The sequence below is a fragment of the Mycobacterium sp. NGS26 genome (assembly GCF_059813025.1).
Map to the genome: position 1 here is coordinate 422,796 of NZ_JCALDU010000003.1, position 20,332 is coordinate 443,127.

Sequence of the window (20,332 nt, forward strand, 5' to 3'; positions counted from 1 at the left end):
CGGTTAAGGCGCTCACCCCGGCGTCACCCCGGCGACTGGGCGGAGTGCTTACCATACGCGGCAGCGCTAGCTAACCTCGCGGCACGCGGACCGGGTGAGCGGGCATAGCGGTCGACCCGCTCGACGGACGGAGGCGTGCTGATCGCCATCGAAATGTCCAACGACCGTTGCACCTTGCGCCGCCTTGCTGCGCGACTACCTCGCCGAACACCCGCACCGGGACGAACCTGACGCCCCGCTGTGGCCCGCGATGGTGCTCATCCGGCCCCGGCCTACCGGAGTGCGGGCGACGCCCGGCGAGCCAGGAGCGGCCACGACGGGTGTGGAAGAGATTGCGCCGAGCACCACCGCGAAGTCCCGCGCCCCGCGGCAGGCCAACGCCCTGGCCGACCTATCGGTGGAAGACGCCGAGAAGCGATTGGTGCTCGACTGGGACCAGCCGCTCCGCCACACGACGTTCTACATTGCCGTCTACCGACCGGCGGTGCTGCGGGCCAATAGGCTTACGCCGACCACGAACGTAGACCCTGACCAGTCGTTCCATTCCTTACGCCACACCTACGCGAGCCTGTGCCTCGCGGCCGGCATCCGGCCCATCGACATCGCGGAGCTGATGGGGCACCGCGACGTCGAGACGACGCTGACCGTCTACGCCACCTGATCAACACCGACGACCACACCGGCAACATGGCGGCGCTGGGCGCGCTGGCGGCGCCGAAGCCGTTGCACGCGGGAAATGTTGTAGCGCTTCATGGTTAAGCGTTATCAGAACCATCCGAATCGCTCGGCAGTTGCAAGGACCTCGTAGGCGAACTGCCGGAGCAGCGCCAGGTGAGCATTCTTCGGGTACTGGGTGACGCCCTGTTCGAATGGCGGCGGGCCGTCATATGTGAGGTTGCCAGTGATTCCTAAAGACCAGTTGGCGTGCATCAGTTCCTCGTAGAACCGTTCTAGCTTGCGGTCGACGTGGGCCCCGCCGTCTTTGTTGGCGGCGTTCGTTATGAGCCGCCGACGTGAGACCGATGCCTTGGCTCTAACCGAATCTGAATCCCACCAAGTCGTAAACGGGATTTCGATCAGTTGGAGGTCCAGTCTCGGCACGAGCGAGCTCGGCGTTGCTGAATTTAGGTCGATCTTCACGGCTAGAAAATCCCTCCAGTCCGCGAGCTGAGTGGGGGGTGTGGTGAGCATGGTGCAGCTTTCCCGCATCCCGAGGTGGGTCAACAGGGAGATGCTGTTTGGCTTTCCAGTCTTCGGATGAAAGGTGTCGTGGAAAAGCACCCGCATCACGGCGGCCAGGCGAACGCCCTCATCCTCGTGCCCCTCGTCAAACAGCTTCGCGGTTCTTCCAAGGAACCCGAGTTGCTTACGTAGCTCGGCGCGAAAACGGGCGTTGGTCGCTTCATCCACGTCACCTGTCATGCGCCATATCGTCCACTGCCTGGCCGACATCTCCGGCCCCATGCGTCCGAACTGAGCTGTTAGGAGTTTGCGATCACCCAGTCGGTCCACTTCGCGATGAGATCGTTGATGAAGGCTCGGCCCTCATCGATCGTCATCGTTCGCGTCGGTGGTGTTGGACTCGTCGGGATCGCGTGGCGCGCGTCGTCCCCGCTGACGTCGGGGTTGTTCGCTGATTCCCTGAAGGCTTTCTTGTCACCCTCGGTTATCCACTGGAGCTGATTCACGAGAGCATTTGTGCCGCCGACCGCCTTGCGGATCGTCTCGTACACCTTCCAGAGGTCATCCCAGTTCCGGTCGCCGGCCATTAGCGTCAGCACCTTGGCGACTTGATCGTTCGACGCGGCGAGGGCGACGCGAGTTACAGCGGGTGGCTGCGGTGATGGCTTCACTGCGCCGTCCGGGCCGCGCACCTCCGCGCTAGCGGTCACACCCACTCGGAGCCGCAGAACTGCTGCGGCGGGTTGAATCACTTGGTCGCCGTTAGCCGTGGTGTAACGCCCGGCGTACGTCACGTCGTGAAAGTCCGGAATCTCCACCTTCGCCGCGCCGTTGATCCATCCGAGCAGAAGTTGAACTGTGGGGTAGACGCGGTTCACCTCGTGTGCCTGGTCGAGGCCCACCGCTGTCAGGTAGTAACGACCGTCCTCGTCATTGTCTGGGACGACCCGCACATCGCCATCTGAGAAAAGAGCAGCAAGGCGCTGGAGGTCGAGTTGCTCACCGGCGAGCCAGACCTTCAGTGGCATGCCTGGGATAGTAGAGCCGAGTACGGGACCGCTAGGGGACCGCTGCCGCGCGTCGGGCGTTCCGGGTGCATAGCCCTGCTCAAACGTAAAGCCGATGTCGGGAATCAAACCGCGTATTTCAGCTTGGGAACAACCCGTCAAGTTTCTGCTGGGCCGCGGAGATCGACGGGCACGGGTGCCGGTGCTCAAAGTGCTTCTGTAGGCGCTGTTCGAGCCCCGCGAGAGCTCCTCTCGTCATGACGTCCCCTGTCCCTAGCGCCATAGTCCGCGGATTGCCGAACACACCGTGCCGATGCTCCCGCCGCGGGAATCGGCGATCGCAAGCATTGTTTGGCCCGAACCGGGCCACCGGCAGCGCGCATGCTTCCTTAGATTCTCTATATGTATAGACGTTCGTGGCCCGGTCTGACCCAAAATTCCGTCGAATTGTATTGCCTTGCGGTCGAATCCGAAACGATGTACATTGACGTTGCCGAGCCCAGAGTGGGATTTGGCTCCAAACTTCAGATCGCTCACAGAGTCCAAAGAGGCCAGAGGCTAACCCTAATGAGGGTGAGCTCCTGGTCTCTTTTTTGTTGGGCGGGGCGAGGTTTGGGCTACCTGCAACACAGTAGAGGAGGTGAAATAGCATGACAGCACTAAACGAGCGGCGTACCTACCGACTCGGGCCGGGTGAAAGGTTTGAGTGGGCCCACCACAACGAACCGCCGCGGAGCCTGAGCGCCAACAAGGTAAACGGTTTATGGCTCGTTACAAAGATGGGTGCGTACGCAGACACCCCTGCGCTCACGGACAAATTAGTCGAGATGTTGCAGTACCACGATAGCGACGCCGGTCTGATCAATGTCCGGCTGAGTTTGTGGGCGCCCTGGTGACGGCCCAAAAAAGTTCCGGCGCAGTCGAAACCAAAAGGAGGTGGTCGCACAACTCATAAGGTGACCCGTTTCCGCCGTCGCCGCGTTCGCCCGACAAACGGGCGCGGCGGCGCGCGGTTCGGGTAAAGTCTAAGTACCGGCCCTTCCGGGGTCGGGTGACAGTAGACCGCTCGTGTTGCGCGCCCCTGCGCTCTTGCAGGTTGTGCGCTGCGCCTCCCGAGTCACGTTGTCCCGTCAGCGTTTATCGCAGGCGAGACCGAATGTTTGGAGGCGTCCGTGGATGACATGGATAAGCCCGTGCTCACCGAAAATGAGCTCTGGGAGTACCTGCATTGTGAGCAGGGCCTGCCGGTAACCCGTCGAAGCATAAAGCACGCGGTGCTCCGCAGGGAGATCGTTCCGACGCGGTTGGGAAACTGCAATTTCTTCTCGAGGCGCGATGGCCTGGATTGGATCGTGTCGCGGAAGCAAACCGGAACGTATCGAGCGAAGTCTGGTGCTGTCCAATAAAATCGCCGCCCCCGGATTTGGCGGGCCGGGGGCGACTACCCGAATCAGATGGCAAGAAACAGGCGACCCAATGAAGGGCATTACCGATGATACCTGAGCCGACCAACCGCCGAAAGGCGAAGCGGGACAGCTCAGACACGAACGGCCACAGATCCATTAACTACCGCGACCTAGCGCCCGTGTATCTGCGGCAAGGCTATCCGGCACCAATTCCGTTGCCGCAAGGGCGGAAATCGCCGCCGCCGAATGGCTTTACCGGGCATCACAACACACGGCCGCCGTCCGACGAGCAGATCGAAGAATGGCGGCGGGCGCGCGGCGACGATGGCATCGCATTCGTTTTGCAGGACGGACAGATCGTTATCGACGTTGACAACTACGCGAAGGGCGAGTGGCCGGCTGGCACTGGTGCGGCGACGATTGCCGAGCTTGCACAGCGGGCGGGGTGCGAACTGCCAATTGGACCGAAGCTGCGGAACAGGACAGACGGTAGCGAGAAGCGACCCTTTCGCGTGCCCCAGCGGCTGAAGTTCCGGAAGGGCCTGGGGCCGTGTGTAGATGTGGTTACGCCAACTCACCGTTACGTAAACGCTGGTATCAATCCCGACACCGGCAACCCCGAGCGGTGGTTCGACGCCGACGACAGGCCTTTGGACGAACCGCCTCCACCTGATACATGGCCAGATTTGCCGGAAGCGTGGCTGCCGTTGTGTATTCAGGGCTACCGCGACGGACCCACGTCGCTAGCGACCGAGGAACAGGCGCAAGCCTGGCTGGACGGGATGCCCGAAGGGCCGGTCGGGCCTCTGGTGCAGGAACAGCTCGATTACGCGCTGGCTGGTCTTCGCGGCTGCTGTCGCAATCCCAATCACGTTGCGCGGCACGACTGCTCGCAAGAACACATCCGCTGGCTGGTGGAGATGGGTGCAGCGGGGTTGACGGGAGTGCCTGGGGTTCTGGTGTTCCTGCGCGACCAGTTCATTGGTGCCGTAGGGCCAGATCGAAATGGCGGCGCAGATGAGGCCGCGGCTGAGTTCGACGGCATGGTGGCATGGGCCGCTAGGGTGTGCCGACCCGACGTGTTCTACGCGACGCGCGCAATGGATCGGAATATGGCCGCCCACGGTGAGCCGATCAGGCTGAACGACACGACCCCCGACGACGTACCTGAGCCGGCCAACGACAGCGGCGGACGTTACCGGTTGGTGTCAGCCCGCGAGCTGGCCGAGCCGGTGGAGCCGATGCGGTGGCTGGTGCGGGGAATCTGGCCCGAGCGGTCGGCGGGGGTGCTTGCGGGAGACAAGAAGTCGATGAAGACGTGGACCCTACAGACAATTGCGGTCGCGGTCGCGGCGGGCAGGTCGCTGTTCGAGAAGTACCACGTCACCTCGCCCGGGCCGGTGTTGTATCTGGCGGGTGAGGGCGGCCGCAGCACCTTTGCGAACCGACACCAGGTAATCGCGGCGCGCTACTACATCGACCCGGAAACGCTGCGCGATTTGCCGTTCGGCGCGGAGTTCGGAGTCGGTGCGCTCGACAATAGCGAGTTCACCGAAGCGGTCAAGCGACACCTGGACACGTTGCAACCGAAGCTAGTCATCCTGGATCCGCTGTACGCTTACCATCCCAGCGACGTGGAGGTCTCGAACCTGTACGCGCGCGGGCCGATGCTCGCAAACCTACGGGCGTTGATTGGTGACGAAGCGGCGCTGATTGTCGGCGACCACTTCAACAAGACCGCACCGGAGCGACTGGACCTAGACAACGTCGCTCAAGCCGGTATGGCGCAGTGGGCCGACTCGTGGATCCTGCAGAAGCACCGCGACGCACCGAATCTCGACGACGACAAGTACTGGCTGCAGGTCGAGACCGGGACGCGCCGAGGCGGTGGGAAACGCCTTGAGGTGGATTGGACATTAGATCGCGATAAGAGCGACCCGGACGTGATCGCGTGGACTGGCGTTGACTGGGAATGTCGACCGATGGACGTGAAGTCGCCAGGAGCGCGGGCCGACGACACGATGACCGCGATTCTGCAAGTCGTCGCGGACCACCCATTCGAGCTGACCGAAACGAGCGTGTTGAAACTGGTAGGCGGCAACCATGCGAAGAGGCGTGAAGCGTTCCAGAGCTTGAAGATAAACGGTGGCGTCGTGATCAAGAATTGCACCGCCGACGAAGGTGGCCGGTCAGTCAATCGTGACCGAGTAGGCCTGGGTCCGAACGCCGAGAGTCTGCGTCGGAAGCGTTTCCGGCGAGAAGACCTTCAAGACGGCTCGGAGGCGGCGAAGCCAACAGATACCGACGACGGTACGGGTTCGGAACGGGTTGCCGAATGATCGGTGAAAACTATCTGCTAGAAGCAAACTTTCAACCCGTACCGGTAGGGGTACGGGTTGTCCCTCGCGGCGGCCTAGGCCGGGCGGGGTACGGAATCGAACCCGTACCCGCCCCACGCCTATAGGTACGGGTTCGGTTGCCCCCCCTGGCGGAAGATCGAAGAAAAAAACCTATTAGTAGAGGACTTTTGTGACCTATGAGTAAAGGTTTGGGGTATGAAGGTCGCCTGCGCTACACGAATCGCTGTAGGGCGCATCGGCAGCGCGACGGAAAGCCCTGCGGGGCTTGGGCAATGCGGGGCACGACGGTTTGTCGTGTGCACGGCGGCATGGCGCCGCAAGTACGGGCTAAAGCAGCCGAAAGGCAGGCCGCCATGACTAACTACATCGCGAATGCGCTGATTGATGCCATGGACCGTGCAGGCGCCTTGCGCGACGGCCGTGGCCTACCCGCGCCGTGGGGTGAACGACTCCTCGTGGCTTTGGGAATTATTGACGGCCACTACCTGGAGCCTGAGCCGCCAGCAGCCACACCGCCGCGGGAGGCGCACGCGTACCGGCCTAGCGGCCCCGTAGACGCTGCCGAACATACCGACCGGCCAGAACCACCCGTCGACGAATCGGCAACACCTACGGCCCCGGTACGACCTCTACCGAGGTCGCTTAACCAAGACGAAGCGGCCGCGCTAATGCGGGCGTCTTGGCTGCGAAACAGCAAGGTCCGTCGAAGGCGCCGGGGGAGCCGCCTGCGGTAGGAGTCAGGCGCACACCCGCAAATCGGGGTCCAACTCCGAGGAGAATTTGCTATGGAAGATAAAGCCACAGATAGACCGATTATCAAGATGTGCTATCTGGCGTAGGCTCCGGTAAGGGCGCCGCGCAACCTAAAGGTTCAGCGGCCTACCTGGTCGCGAACCTGCGGCCGACACGCGGACGAGAGGAACGATGTGGAAAACGTCCAATACCCAGCCGATTGGCTCGCTCACGGCGGCCCACCCTTCGAGTCACTGGGCCTTCGCCGACTTCCCGCGCCGCTAAGCGACTATGCCGCGATAACGCTCATCCGCGACAACGGCATGTGGAAAGTCGTTGCAGGCGAGGAAAACACGGTGCTGGCCGAAGCCGACTACGAGAACATCATGGAGTACCTCGCGACTTACGCCTGGCACGTCGAACACGCCGAGCAACAGGCGGCGCGGTCATGAAACTGGTTGCCTATCTGCGAGTCTCGACCATCGAGCAAGCTGACAAGGGATATGGGCTCGATGTCCAGCGCGAGGCTATCCGCAAGGCCGCCAAGTCGCTGGACGCGAAGATTGTCACCTGGAGCGTCGACGAGGGCAAGAGCGGTGCCCTCGACGCTGCCAAGCGCCCCGGCCTACTCGACGCCCTGACGATCGTCCGCGACGGCAAAGCCAATGGGCTGATCGTGCGCGACCTCGACAGGCTTGCCCGCGCGGTGAGCGTGCAAGAGGCCGTGCTGGCGGAGGTCTGGGGCAAAGAGTCGTGCGCGGTGTTTACGTCCGTGCCGCCGCAGGAGGTCCCCCGCGATGATCCGGACGATCCCATGCGGACGGCCATGCGCCAAATGCGAGGAGTTTTCCACGAATTGGATCGCCGACTCATCGCTAAGCGGCTCCGTGACGGCCGAAATGCCAAGGCTGCGAAGGGCGGGCACGCCACAGGCTCGCCCCCATACGGTTGGCGGGTCGACAAGCCGAACCCCGAGAACCCGCACGGCGCACTGGTGGCCGAATCCGCCGAGCAAGCGGCCCTGGCTCGGATGAGAGCCCTGGCAGAGCAGGGCGCGTCAACGCGTGAGATCGCGCGCGTGCTCGCCGCTGAAGGTCACCCGACCAAGCGTGGCGGAGGGTGGACCAGTCCCGTGGTCGCGCGCATCTTGGCCCGCACGAGCAGACAGAACACCGCCGCATGAGGCGCCCGATAGGCAACATTCTGCGCGGCATCGTCTGCAGCTTCGTGCAGCCCAACTCCCCGTAAAGGAAGTCGTGACATGGCGTACATCCGCAGCTACGACACGACGCAGAAGCGTAAAGGCAAGACGGTAAAGCGCTATGAGGTGGTTTGGCGCGAGCCGGTGCGCGACCAGTTCGGCCTACCGGTGCCGGCGAACCCAGACCATCCGGACGGTCCAAAGCGGACGCGCTCGCGGCAGGAAAGCTACCTAACCCGCGAAGCCGCTGAGGCGCGCCGGGACGAGCTCAACGCCGCCAAACACACCAGCGGTACCGGTGTTCTGGCTGACGCAAAGAGAGCGGGGGAGTTGCCATTCGGGCACTACGCCCGTGCCTGGGTCGAGTCACAGAGAGTCAAGGCCGCCAGCGGCAAGGTGAAGGCGGATACAGTCGACGGCTATCAAGGCCGCCTAGCGGTGTATGCGCTGCCGGAGTTCGGCGGCAAGGCAATCGCGTCGATCACCCCGGCTCACTGCGAGCAGTTCTTGGCGGCGCTCGTAGCGCGGGGTATGTCGCCGGCCACGCTCAAGCACCATTGGTCGACGCTTCGCGCCGTTTTCGTCTATGCACAACGGCACAAAGCCATTACGTCGAACCCCGTTGACGGGGTGGACTACTCGGGTAACAGCGCCAAACGCCGCAACAAGCGGCACCACCCACTAAAAGCCGTCGAAGTCGCGGCCGTGTCAGCGAGCGTCGGCGAGCGGTACCCGGTGTACGAGTTGATGACGTTGTTCGTGGCGTACACCGGCCCGCGCGCCGAGGAGATTGCCGGGTTGGAGGTTGGCGATCTCGTCTTCACGCCGGGGCCGGACGGCGTGCGGGCGCGCATTGAGATCGACCGCGCCAAGAAGCGCAAAGGCGGCGTGTGGGTTTCGGACACCCTCAAGAGCGAGAATTCCCGGCGCACGGTCCCGTTACCGGGGTGGCTGGCCGCGCGGATGGAGAAGTACCTGCTCACCGAACACCCATCCGGCAACCCAAACTCGCCCGACTACGACCGCTACGCGCCTTTGTGGCCGAACCGTGCGCTCGGTGGTGCGCGACGGCGGGGGTGTCGGGCGGTTGCGCCGTTGGACTACTCGGAGCCGGTGGACCCCGGCGCGTTCTACAAGAACCTGCTGCGACCTGCCTTGGAGGCGGTGGGGCTACCGGCGAGCCGACCCGCCGCGAAAGATGCACCCGCCGTGCAGGGTGTGCGGCTCCACGACCTCCGGCATACGGCGGCAACGTTGTGGCTGTCCTCGGGCGTTCATTTCATGCAGGTGTCGAAGTGGTTGGGGCACAGCACTTACACGCTCACGCTCGATGTGTACGGCGACTGGATTCCGGAAGAGGATGGCGGTGCGGGGAACCCGCTGCCAGAACCAGCCACCGCCAAGGCCAAGGTTGCTGAGACGCCAAGCAACGTTGTGAGCCTGTTCGAGCGGACAGCCACCTAACATTGGTCGATAGCGTCGACTCGCGGCACACGAAATCCACGATTGTCACCTTGCACTGGGCCGGGCGCAGCAGTCAGAGCGGTGTCGTCGGGCAAGGATTGTGCGCCCTTCGATGCCTTCGTCGGCACTAGCGGGGATCGTCAGCCAGAGGTAGCCCCAGACGATCGCGCTCGGAATCGAGATCGCGGAGTAGATGCAGGCGGTAACGACATTGAGTAACAGCACATGTCGTTCGTTCAGGGCGGCGCCGGAGGGAAGTGCCCAGAACATCATTGCGGCAATCAACGCGGACGCCAGGATCGTCGGGATAATGGCGCCCGACACCAGCAGCGCCCGGGCGGCCCGGCCCGCCGGATGCTGCCTGCGGCGCACGCCCCGCCCCAGCTTCATGACGACGCGATTCCGAGCCGAATTCCGTGGGAAGCCACTCCTTTTGGGGCGTCCATCAGGAATCCATCGGTCGTCATTCGATCGCCAGCTCCAAGCTTTCCCGTCGACGCACCAGGATGCTGGGCAGCCACGGTCCGACATTGACCGCTTCGATCCAGGTGGTGCGCCGCAGCAGCATCCGGAACACGATTTGAGCCTCAAGACGTGCCAACGCGGCTCCTACACAGAAATGAACGCCTTTACCGAATGTCACATGGGTTTTGCCGCTACTGCGGTCAAGGCGGATTTCGTTTGGCGCCTCGAACTGCACCGGATCGCGGTTGGCTGCTCCCCACATCAGCAGGAGATGCGCGTTCGCCGGCACCTGGACTCCGCCGAGTGTGGTGTCGCGCCATACGTGGCGGTAGTGGCCTCGAAACGGTGGTTCATACCGCAGCGCCTCTTCGATGAAAACACCCAGCAATTCGGGATTCTCACGAACCTGCTGTTGAATCTCGGGGCGATCAGTGAGAATCCATGCCGCGCTGCCCAATAGCGAGGCAGTCGATTCGCCGGCTGCGCTGAACAGCGTGAGCATCATCCCGAGCGCCGCGGTCTGCGCCAGTTCGCCGGAGGCAAAGCGCGCGGCCAAGTCGCTGATGAGACCGGGTTGCGGGTTCTCGGTCGCTTTATCGAAATGTTCCATGACGTAACTGGACAATTCGAACGCCGCAGCCCCGGCCGCCTCGAGCTGGGCCGGAGTTACGATCCCGTCGAGCAGCGTGGTGGTGGCGTAGCCAAGCCGAATGAGATTGTCGACATCGTCATCGGGCAAACCCAGCAGCCTGGCGACCACCATCATGGGAAGCCGGTTCGCCATGGCACTCATCCACTCGATGTGTCCGTCGCGCAGATTTTCATCCCATAAGCGGTCGGCGGTCTGGGCGGCGAACCCTTCGATGATGCGAACGCGCTTGGCGGACAAGTGCGGTAGCAAAATTTTGCGGTGCATGGCATGCACTGGATCGTCGGCAGTGGCCAGCGCGTGCATTTCGGCCCCGGGCTCGCCCATGCAGAACGCGGCAACCGAACCGTCATCGTGATACACCATGGTCGCAGTGAGGTTGGAAGAAAAATCCTCCACCCGATTGACAGCGTCGATCACCGCATCCCAGCCGCAGACGGCATAGAACTCCGAATCACCGATGCGGTGCACCGGCGCCTCAGCACGCATGCGGTCATAAACCGGATAGGGATCCTGAAGAGTATCGGAACCGAAGAACTCGGCCGGATCTACGCGGGCCGCAGCGTTGTCTGATTGACCCGCACGAGCGGCCGTCGGCTTTCCGGTCACAGGAACGAGTTCTCCGCGCTCAAACCACGCTCAGGAACGGCGCCCAGCGCGAAGGTCTCGGCGTTGCCCAGCCCGATACCCCCGCCGACGGAATCCTCCACCCGCACAAGCAGATCCCTGAGCTGGTGTAACTCGCGAGCGTTCTTTGGGTGATCGCAGTCGGTCACGTGGCTGCCTTCCACTTTGAGGTCGCCCACCCATTGGCCGAGCACCCAGTCATTCCAGCCGTAGTATCCGGCGGTTCCGAGGTGAAAGCCGGTGGGGCCAGCGGCGGTGATAGTCAACGGTCGCTTGGTACCGTCGGTGTCGATCAGGGTGATCGTTCCGTGGGTGAAACGACGATTGTCGTCTTGAAAGTGCAGGTCCTGCTCAACGGACGCAAACCGCTGACAGGTGCCATCCTCGTTCTGCTGCTCTGCCTGGCAACGTATCTCGGTGAATCCGTCCCCGCGCTCCTCTTGATAAAAGACGAACAGGGAGTAAGCCGAACCATCGGAGCGCGTTAGTGTCATGGGCAGCCAGGTCATAAACATCTGCTTGATTTTCCGGCCGCCACGCGGCAAGCCCGGTATCGGCTTGCCAACGCCCGGCCGGAGTCCCCATGAGTGGTCCCGGATCGAGACCCATTTGTTGGCGTCGATCTCGGTTCTGACGCCTTCGACCTCCACCCAGCCGGACGCAACGCCGATCTGGTGGTAGCGCAACACATTGTGGGTGACGCGATACCCGTCCGGGCTCCGATCCGGCCATGGATCTTCCAGCGCCGCATCGAAACTGCCTCGCATCACCACGTCGAACGCGATGGGGGCGTGCTCGGTGCTATCGAGGCTTACTCGCACTGAGCGCAGGGGCTCCTCGACGCGGTAGTGAATCGGCCCCACGTGGGTGCCTGCCGGGTCCGACGACAACCGCCGCCCTGCCCGAACGGTCCACTGCTCCGTGCCACGGCACACGCCGGCAGCCCCATCGAACACGCCGCGATTGGTGTACTTGCCGATCCCGAGCACTACCTGCAGAGAGTTGTCTCGCGCATGCGCGATCGTCCAGATCTTTTCGGTCCACGACGGATCCGACTGGCTAACCGTGGCAAACGTGTCCACGATCTGATGGGTGAGGAGTTCGTCCTCGGGGACCAAACCGCCGTAGTTCGTTGACAGCAACGCGGTCACCTTTCTTCGATGTCTGAGGGCGCGGCGCCGAAGAACGATGTCATGTCAGTGCCCCGTTCGTATTCACGTATCCAGGTATCGACCCATCCTGGAAGTGGCTGATCGGCCGGATCATGGTTGGGCGTCTGCGACAGCACCAGCCGCCATACCATGTTTGTCAACTGACGTGTTGGCACGGCATGGAACAACGAGGACGGCCCGCTGCGCCGCGCACGCCGACGGTTGCCGCCCGGGATGCGGTATTTAAACTCACTGAGCAGCGGCGAGTTTGACATCAATTCCTGTGCCGAGGCACCGCGGTCCTCGAACGGAATGGTTTCGTCAAAGGTCCTGGCCACACGCGCGGACAGCGCGCCGATGTGGCGGAAGGTGCGGCGGACCTGCTTGACGCGATACCACGGATCAGGGTTGATGTGCCGGCACAAGGTGAGCCCAGAACTGCGGTGCTCGATCTCCTCGACGAAGTGCCACATCATCAGTGAGGCGACGCGCCGGTCTCCACCACCGAACAATGAATCACGGTTGTCGAGAATGACTTTGAAGAGCGGCGTGAATGTCGCCTCGAGATTGGCGATGTAGGCCGCGTGGAATTCTACGGGCTGCTCATCGATGAGTTCGTCATAGGCGTTGCAAGCATCCTCGTACACGCGTTCCAGGTCGGGGTAACGTGCCACGAGAGCCAGCATGTGCTTGCGATGCGCCGCCGCGTGTTGTGCCTCCTGCCGCAGGAACGCCTCGGCTTCGGCGGCGACATCGGGGTCCTCGTTCAGGCGGTCATGTGCTTTTCGGACCGCAGCGACGATGTAGCGCTCGAAGGGCACGGCAATGAATGTGAAGGCATTGCAGAACAGGCCGAAGTTCGGGTTGGCAGGCTGCCACATGAACGGCACGGTCGCGTCGAATTCCCACGGAATCTTGCGAACCACGAGTTTCGTCAGTGGTCGCCACCTCCCGATCGACGCGCCCATGCGCCCGCCGCTGGATGTCGCGATCGCGGCGTCCCGGGCCTTAACATTGGCATGCGCGATGTCTCATAAGCAATTTGCACAGCGAGGATAAACCGATAGTGCTAGTGTGACATTCGACTGCTGATATGTAAAGGAATCGATAGTGGTTTCTCGTCCGGTCACAGATGTCGAGCCGTCGACGAGACGACGGATCCTTGCGGCGACGTTCGTCGTGCTGGCCCGCGACGGACGCCGCAAGTTGCAGCTGTCAGACGTCGCCGCCGAAGCCAAGGTCTCGCGCCCGACGCTGTACCGGTACTTCGGCTCGAAGGAAGGGCTCCTCGAGGCGTTCGGCCTCTATGAGCAGGACAATTTCGACGCGGGTATTGCCGCCGCGGTGGCGGGCTTGAGCGGCGCCGACCGACTGGATGCCGCCCTGCAGTTCATCGTGGATTTCCAAAGCTCGTATTCACTGGGCTCGCTGGCCGACACGGAACCCGACCACGTGCTGTACCAGATGAAGCGCGTGCTGCCCATCATGCACGAGCGCATTACCCGCCTCATCCCCGGCGACAAAGGAGACGTCGCGGCTGCGGCAGTCGTGCGAATCGCAGTCTGCCACTACATGATTGGCGGCGGCAGTCCAGATCAGTTCCTGGCTGAGCTGCGTCATGCTGCTGGCCTCGACCCGACTCGAAGGCGGCTGCCACGGTCCGCCGTGGCAGCAGGCTAACCCTCGAGCCAGCCGGCGACCCTGGCCGCGACCAGCTCGGGCTGCTCAAGATGTAGGAAATGACCCACACCGTCGAAGATTTCGAATGCCGATCCGGAGGCGGGTAAATGGGCGGCGAGATCACCGAGAAGATCAGAACCGATCGCGCCGTCGTTGGCGCCGTGCAGGTACAGAGTCGGCACGGGTGGCGGCCGCATCGACGCTGACGCTTCGGTGTGCGCCTCCGGATCCGCGAATCGTGTGTTGAAGGACGCACGGTAGGGACAGATCACGCTGGCAATGTTGTCCTCCGTCACGTATCGACGCAGCTCAGCCACGTCGCCGCGCGAGTCGTACCCCGGCGACCAGTCCGCCCACAGCCCTTCCCAAAAGCCGGGCGCGATTAGCGCGGCCTCGGCGAGTCCGACTTGCTGGATAAGCCAGATGTAGAACGACCGCTTGATCTGGGCATAGGTGAACATGCCCGTCCCAAGAGCGGCGATCGGGGGAACCGCCAGCGCGACGAAGCGGCTGAACGCCGCAGGGGCGGTGGCGATGACTCCGTATCCGGCGTTCGCACCCCAGTCGTGACCGATGAGTACCGCCCGCTCATTTGCCCGGTACATCCGACGGACCTCGAGGAGATGGCGTACGTACGTCCCTACGCTGACGGGTTTCGACACCGGGGCGTCGTATCCGGGCAGCCATGGCGCCACCACCCGGTATCCGCGCGCGGCGAGAAAGGGGCCAAGGTGTCGCCAGGTGCTTGGCGTGTCCGGGAAGCCGTGAACAAGCATCGCAAGGGGTAAGCTCGCGTCCTCGATATCGCCGAACGTGAGTGGTTGGGGTCGGGTCACCTGCGGGAGCATATTACACTGACACCCACAGACGTAAACTTGCCTTCTTTTACATTCGGGGTGCTGTGTGTAATTCTAGTTGGCATGGCTGGCATCGCCCTTGCTCAACGCGACCTAGCCGAGACCCGCAGGCAACTCGAGTTGTGGTTCGAGCACAGGTTCGGTATCGAAACCGCAGTGTCGGAACTGCGCGCGGCAAATAGAGCCGCGGGATGGTCAAGCGAGAGCCTGTTGTTTGATGCGAAAGTAGGCGAACGCATAAGTGAGTACGTGGTGCGGATTCCGCCCACAGGCGGCGGCATCTTCCCCAACTACGACCTGGGTGCACAAACCCTTACCCAGAACTTGCTTCACGAGCATGGGATCGCGACGCCGTCGCCGATCCTTTATGAACCTGACAACTCATGGATCGGCTCCAAGTTTCTGGTGATGCCGCGGATCGTCGGTCACACGCCGTCAGATACCTCGTATGCGACGAGAGGGTGGCTGCACGACGCCGGCCCCGACGTGCAGCGGCGGGTTCACGACTCGTTCCTTACGACAATTGCGGATCTGCAGCAAGTTCCGATCACCGACGCAACCTGGCTGGAACGCCCCAGCGGTGTCGGCACCACCGCGGAACTTACCTGGTGGCGTGAGTACGTGAAATGGGGAACCGAGAACCAGGTTCCCGATATCATGGCCGAGGCGTTCGAGTGGCTCATGCACTACCAACCTGAGGAACCAGCCGAGCTGACGGTGTGCTGGGGCGACGCCCGGCTATCCAATGCGATCTTTGACGACACCGGCCAGATCGTCGGGGCCTTGGACTGGGAGCAGGCCTGCATATGCCCCGCCGAGACCGACTTCGCGTGGTGGCTAGCGACCCGTCGGCAAATGTTAGAGGTCAATGGCCTCGACATCGACCCTGAATTGCCAGGATTCGACACCCGCGCGGAGGTCATTCGACGGTTTGAGGTGATGATCGGCCGACCACTCGTCGATCTCGGCTGGTACGAGATCTTCGCCATGGTGCGGATGGGAAGTTGCATCCTGCGAACGCAAGTTCTGCTAAGGCAGATCGGCCAGGGAGACCACTTTCTCACCCGGGCGCCGATCCTTCCAGCGTGGACGATAGCGACCATCCGCAAATAGCTGGGTCGCCTGCTGCCGAAAATCCGAGCGGTCACATTGGTTCGGGCGTTCGAATCAGAACAGCAGCCCCGGGCGGACGCTGTCACGGTCCGGGCCACCGACTTGCCGCGGCTAGCTAACATCGCCTTGCACCCCTCGCCCCGGCTTTACCCCGGCGCCCAGGGGCGATGCTGGGCGTCTCCCGCGCCACGGTGTATCGCCATCTCGCCCAAAACGTCGCCTGACGCGGACTCGCTTGAGACACTGTCAATTACGACTCGCCGACCAATTCGCCTCGCATGCCGGCCAGTTCGACCCCACGGTCCCGAGATCAGGGGATCGCCAACGCGCGCTGCCATTGCGGAGGCCGAGCCAATCTAGAATCTGCCATCCGCGGGGTCGATTTCCGAAGTGCTGGTGGTCATTCGACGTTGACTCGAGATTCGGGGGCGTCGGGAACGGCCGCTGACCGGGTGCCCCCCGCATATGCGGCCACCGTGAATGCGATTGCGACCAGAAACGCCGCCCCGCCGAACGCGAGATTGCCGATTCGAAGGCCCGTGTCGGTGAAACCGTTCTGAGCGGCAAGGTAATCGGGCAGTGCCGCGGCCCAGAAAATCACACCGAATACGAGGTATACCCCGACACAAACAGCACCGAAGTGGTCGTGATCAACGCCTGCCGGTGCGAGCTCAGGGTTAGATCGGCGCGCCTGGTAGGCCCCGCGAAATGCATACGCGGTGATGGCCAAGCATCCGACGATCAGCGTCCAGAGCCACACCGAGCGCGCGGTCTCCAGGGACAGGCCGACGAGATCGAGCAGTGTGGGCACCATCGAGGATGCCATCATGACGGGCCACACCAGAACACTGACTACGACGATATCCCGGGCGATCTTCCTACCGGTGCGTGGTTGTTTGCGACTCACGAGCAGGGTGACGAATGCGATAGCAAATGGTACGGCGATCGAAAAAAGCTCGATGCTGGTGAACGGGATTGGGCCCATCGACGGATGCGACTGTGGCACTTGGTCGTTCCAGATCCACCAGCCCCACTGGGGCCCGACGGTGTCCACCACCTCGAACAGCACGAGGAAGCCGGTCGCTACGGAAGTGGCACCGATGAACGCGTTGTACTTCTTGAGCACTCCCGTTCGCTGTACGAGGATGAACGCCACATACCCGTAGACCGGGTACATCGCCACGATGTAGAGGGGCAGTCTGTTGTACAGGAACTGCACCGTGAACTGTCCGTGGGCGAAGGTCAGGCCCATGTACGCTTCAAGACCGAACCATTGCGGGAAGTACGTGATCGGTTCGATCAGCAGGAGCGCGAGCACCAGCGAACCCCACACCACAAGATTCATCGAGTCGCGTCGCTGGCGGTACCAGCGGATGGCGTGGACCAGGCAGGCGATCGCACCGGCCGTCAGCAGGAGTTCGACGATTGGCAGGGTCCAATTCTGCAAGTCAAATGGATTCGTCAGTGTCAAGAATGGGTTGCCGTCGCACTGCAGGTGCTTGAGCGGAGCCGTCAACCGCGCAAACGAATCGGTACAGGTTTCCATGGCGATGCCTCCTCGATCTGATAAGGCAAGCTACACCCGGGGCCAAACCATTGACCATACGCATAAGGGGGACTGTATGGTGAAGCGGTGAGTCAGCCCATGGTAGATAGTGCCAATATGGTCGGTCCGTCGGACGTCAACCGTCTGATCGGACTGCCATTCGATGCCTCGGATGACGCGATCCGCGCCGCGATCGACGAGGCCAGCGTGCCCGCGTTGCTGATGTCGATGGTGCACATGACCGGCGATATGAGCCTGCTCGACGAACTCCCGAGACCTTTCATGCTCATTGCGATGGACCTGCAGGGCGGTATGAGCGAGGCCGATAAGGAAACGGTGCGTGCACGGGCCTTCGATGTGGTGCGCGACTACCGCGACCGCGGCTGCCCGCCGCCGTTCGTCCCGGACGCTCGCCAGCTGCAGGCGATGCTTGACGTGGTGTCGGTCGGACAGGTCACCGGTGAATTCGTCGACTACGTGGCCGCGGATCTGCGCTTCAGCGATGCCGATCAGTCGGGTCCGAGGCTGGCATCCACACCGGCACAGCGCAGCGCCTTCCCCGTCGTCGTGATCGGCTGCGGGGAGGGCGGACTGCTCGCCGGAATCAAGCTCCAAGACGCGGGCATTCCCTTCACCATCATCGAGAAGCAGTCCGGCGTCGGTGGGACGTGGCTAGCCAATCGATACCCGGGGTGCCGGGTCGACATCGCCAACCAGTACTACTCGTACTCATTCGAACCCACCGACCACTGGACTCACCATTACTCCGAACAGCCCGAGATCCTCGAGTACCTCAACGACGTCGCCGATCGTTACGACATCCGCGCGAACACGCGGTTCGACACCGAAGTCGTGGCGGCGACCTGGGATGACGCCTCGGCGACCTGGCGAGTCGAGACGCGTGCGTCCGACGGCAGCCGCGACATGCTAGAAGCGCGCGGACTGATATGCGCAGTGGGCCAGTTCAGCAACTCTGTCATTCCAAACATAAAGGGCGCCAATACCTTCGGCGGACCCACCTTCCATACCGCGAACTGGCATGGCGATGTTGAGCTAACGGGTAAGCGAGTGGCCGTCATCGGCGCGGGCGCCAGTGGATTCCAACTCGTCCCCGCGATCGCGGAGCGCACCGAACACGTGAACGTTTACCAGCGCACTCCGCAATGGATGGCGCCCAACGTCAACTACCACGCCCCGGTCAGCGACGCCGCACGCTGGTCGATCCGTCATCTGCCCTACTACGGACGGTGGCTGCGGTTCGTGTCCTGGTGGCCGATCGCCGATGGCGCCGCGGACCGCGTGATCATGGACCCGGAATGGGATAACGGCGGGCTGTCCTGCAGTGCAGCCAATCACGAAGTGCGCGAACTGTTTATCGCGTGGATGCGTGCCTTTACTGATGACGAGGAGCTACTGGCGAAGATCACGCCGGACTATCCGCCCATGGGCAAGCGCACTTTGCAGGACAACGGTACGTGGCTCAAAACGCTGCAGCGTGACGACGTCGAATTGATCACCGACCCGATCGCAGAAGTGACAGCCGACGGTGTGAGAACGGCCGACGGTGTGCATCGGCCGGCGGACGTTTTGATCTGGGCCACCGGGTTCGACGTCAACCATCAACTCGGGCCGATCAATGTGTGCGGATTGGACGGTCTGGCGCTCAATGATGCGTGGGGCGAATCCGCGTATGCCTATCTCGGAGTGACGGTTCCGGGGTTTCCCAACTTCTACTGCATATATGGTCCTGGCACGAACGCGGTCAACGGCGCCAGCATCATCTACAACTCCGAGTGCCAGATGCGTTACATCATGGGGTGTATCGACATGGTGTTGGCCAGCGGCGCGAGGTCGGCGGTGCCGAGAAGCGACGTCTGTGACAACTACAACCGGCGTAACCAGGAACGGCTGAGGACGATGGTCTACACGCATCCGGCGATAAAGAGCAGCTACTACAAGAACTCCTCAGGCATGGTGCCGACATTGTTCGGTGGGCGCATTTTCGACATGTGGACGTGGACGAGGCAGACGAACCCCGACGATTACGAGCTGCGGCCCTAGGGGCTCGCGCGAAACCCTGCAAGAAAGGTGAGAACAGGTGACGGGACGTTTGGCAGGCAAAGTCGCCCTGGTCAGCGGCGGAGCACGGGGGATGGGAGCCTCGCACGCGCGGGCGCTGTCGGCCGAGGGCGCGAAGGTCGTGCTCGGCGACATCCTCGACCATGAAGGCGAATTGGTGGCGAAGGAGCTGGGGGAGGTCGCCCGGTATGTGCACCTCGACGTCACCCAAGAGATCGACTGGGAGTCAGCGGTCGTTACGGCGATCCGCGAGTTCGGTGGTGTCGACATCTTGGTGAACAACGCCGGAATTCTCAACGTCGGGACCATCGAAGAATACGACCTTGCCGAGTGGCAGCGGATCCTCGACATCAACCTGACCGGCGTCTTCCTCGGCATCCGCGCTGTCGTCAAGCCGATGAGGGAGGCCGGCCGCGGGTCCATCATCAACATCTCGTCCATCGAGGGCATGGCGGGCACGATCGCTTGCCACGGCTACACCGCCTCCAAGTTCGCCGTGCGCGGGCTGACCAAGTCCACAGCTTTGGAGCTCGGGCCCAGCGGAATTCGGGTGAACTCGATCCACCCGGGATTGATCAAGACGCCGATGACGGACTGGATTCCCGACGACATCTTCCAAACCGCCTTGGGCCGTGCCGCCGACCCGAAGGAAGTTTCGAACCTCGTCGTGTATCTGGCCAGCGACGAATCAAGCTACTCGACCGGTTCGGAGTTCGTCGTTGATGGCGGATGCACAGCGGGACTGGGCCACAAGGATTTTTCCGCAGTCGAGGTAGAGCAGCAGCCCGAGTGGGTCACGTAGTCATGTCCCTC

General features: G+C 62.6%; 17 protein-coding genes. 9 read left to right on the forward strand and 8 right to left on the reverse strand.

Annotated features, from left to right (window positions below; genetic code table 11):
* Positions 1-184 precede the first annotated feature (184 nt).
* Positions 185-661, forward strand: a complete 477-nt coding sequence (locus tag AC5Y6X_RS12910; protein ID WP_226057894.1) for a tyrosine-type recombinase/integrase — start codon at positions 185-187, stop codon at positions 659-661.
* A 104-nt stretch (positions 662-765) separates the two neighbouring features.
* Here the strand turns inward: AC5Y6X_RS12910 and AC5Y6X_RS12915 are convergent, their stop codons facing one another.
* Entirely contained in the window at positions 766-1,422 is a 657-nt protein-coding gene (locus AC5Y6X_RS12915) for a hypothetical protein (protein ID WP_141681816.1), read from the reverse strand.
* Positions 1,423-1,481: 59 nt separating this feature from the next.
* The gene (locus tag AC5Y6X_RS12920; RefSeq protein WP_054585833.1) at positions 1,482-2,210 is read right to left on the reverse strand and encodes a hypothetical protein; all 729 of its coding nucleotides are present in this window, start codon (positions 2,208-2,210) and stop codon (positions 1,482-1,484) included.
* Between the two features lie 1,564 nt (positions 2,211-3,774).
* Here AC5Y6X_RS12920 and AC5Y6X_RS12925 point away from each other — a divergent pair.
* The 4 genes from AC5Y6X_RS12925 (at position 3,775) to AC5Y6X_RS12940 (ending at position 9,352) form a co-directional block, all read left to right on the forward strand.
* Positions 3,775-5,934, forward strand: coding sequence for an AAA family ATPase (locus AC5Y6X_RS12925; RefSeq protein WP_072501266.1), 2,160 nt, complete (start codon positions 3,775-3,777; stop codon positions 5,932-5,934).
* Positions 5,935-6,881: 947 nt separating this feature from the next.
* Entirely contained in the window at positions 6,882-7,139 is a 258-nt protein-coding gene (locus tag AC5Y6X_RS12930; protein WP_042911380.1) for a hypothetical protein, read from the forward strand.
* Positions 7,136-7,870, forward strand: a complete 735-nt coding sequence (locus AC5Y6X_RS12935; protein WP_042911381.1) for a recombinase family protein — start codon at positions 7,136-7,138, stop codon at positions 7,868-7,870. The genes AC5Y6X_RS12930 and AC5Y6X_RS12935 overlap by 4 nt, the downstream gene beginning before the upstream one ends.
* 78 nt (positions 7,871-7,948) lie before the next feature.
* The gene (locus AC5Y6X_RS12940) at positions 7,949-9,352 is read left to right on the forward strand and encodes a tyrosine-type recombinase/integrase (protein ID WP_042911382.1); all 1,404 of its coding nucleotides are present in this window, start codon (positions 7,949-7,951) and stop codon (positions 9,350-9,352) included.
* A gap of 45 nt (positions 9,353-9,397) precedes the next feature.
* On the opposite strand, the gene AC5Y6X_RS12945 is transcribed toward AC5Y6X_RS12940, so the two are convergent.
* The 4 genes from AC5Y6X_RS12945 to AC5Y6X_RS12960 form a co-directional block, all read right to left on the reverse strand.
* Positions 9,398-9,742, reverse strand: coding sequence for a hypothetical protein (locus tag AC5Y6X_RS12945; RefSeq protein WP_042911384.1), 345 nt, complete (start codon positions 9,740-9,742; stop codon positions 9,398-9,400).
* Positions 9,743-9,815: 73 nt separating this feature from the next.
* A complete protein-coding gene (locus AC5Y6X_RS12950; RefSeq protein WP_054585831.1) occupies positions 9,816-11,075 on the reverse strand; it encodes a cytochrome P450 in 1,260 nt (419 codons plus the stop codon).
* Positions 11,072-12,244 carry an Rv3169 family protein gene (locus AC5Y6X_RS12955; protein WP_226057895.1) on the reverse strand — a complete coding sequence of 391 codons (1,173 nt, stop codon included), beginning with the start codon at positions 12,242-12,244 and terminating at the stop codon, positions 11,072-11,074. The genes AC5Y6X_RS12950 and AC5Y6X_RS12955 overlap by 4 nt, the downstream gene beginning before the upstream one ends.
* Positions 12,241-13,212, reverse strand: coding sequence for a metal-dependent hydrolase (locus tag AC5Y6X_RS12960; protein ID WP_226057896.1), 972 nt, complete (start codon positions 13,210-13,212; stop codon positions 12,241-12,243). The genes AC5Y6X_RS12955 and AC5Y6X_RS12960 overlap by 4 nt, the downstream gene beginning before the upstream one ends.
* Before the next feature lie 142 nt (positions 13,213-13,354).
* Here AC5Y6X_RS12960 and AC5Y6X_RS12965 point away from each other — a divergent pair, with 142 nt between their 5' ends.
* The gene (locus AC5Y6X_RS12965) at positions 13,355-13,924 is read left to right on the forward strand and encodes a TetR/AcrR family transcriptional regulator (RefSeq protein ID WP_042911385.1); all 570 of its coding nucleotides are present in this window, start codon (positions 13,355-13,357) and stop codon (positions 13,922-13,924) included.
* Here AC5Y6X_RS12965 and AC5Y6X_RS12970 read toward each other — a convergent pair.
* The gene (locus AC5Y6X_RS12970; RefSeq protein ID WP_226057897.1) at positions 13,921-14,760 is read right to left on the reverse strand and encodes an alpha/beta fold hydrolase; all 840 of its coding nucleotides are present in this window, start codon (positions 14,758-14,760) and stop codon (positions 13,921-13,923) included. The two genes, AC5Y6X_RS12965 and AC5Y6X_RS12970, sit on opposite strands and share 4 nt — an antisense overlap.
* A gap of 84 nt (positions 14,761-14,844) precedes the next feature.
* On the opposite strand from AC5Y6X_RS12970, the gene AC5Y6X_RS12975 reads away from it, so the two are divergent.
* The gene (locus AC5Y6X_RS12975; RefSeq protein WP_042911387.1) at positions 14,845-15,894 is read left to right on the forward strand and encodes a phosphotransferase family protein; all 1,050 of its coding nucleotides are present in this window, start codon (positions 14,845-14,847) and stop codon (positions 15,892-15,894) included.
* Positions 15,895-16,294: 400 nt separating this feature from the next.
* Here the strand turns inward: AC5Y6X_RS12975 and AC5Y6X_RS12980 are convergent, their stop codons facing one another.
* Entirely contained in the window at positions 16,295-17,440 is a 1,146-nt protein-coding gene (locus AC5Y6X_RS12980; RefSeq protein WP_042911388.1) for a hypothetical protein, read from the reverse strand.
* A gap of 99 nt (positions 17,441-17,539) precedes the next feature.
* Here AC5Y6X_RS12980 and AC5Y6X_RS12985 point away from each other — a divergent pair, with 99 nt between their 5' ends.
* Positions 17,540-19,501, forward strand: a complete 1,962-nt coding sequence (locus AC5Y6X_RS12985; protein WP_042911406.1) for a flavin-containing monooxygenase — start codon at positions 17,540-17,542, stop codon at positions 19,499-19,501.
* 37 nt (positions 19,502-19,538) lie between these two features.
* A complete protein-coding gene (locus tag AC5Y6X_RS12990; RefSeq protein ID WP_042911389.1) occupies positions 19,539-20,321 on the forward strand; it encodes an SDR family oxidoreductase in 783 nt (260 codons plus the stop codon).
* The last annotated feature ends 11 nt before the right edge of the window (positions 20,322-20,332 follow it).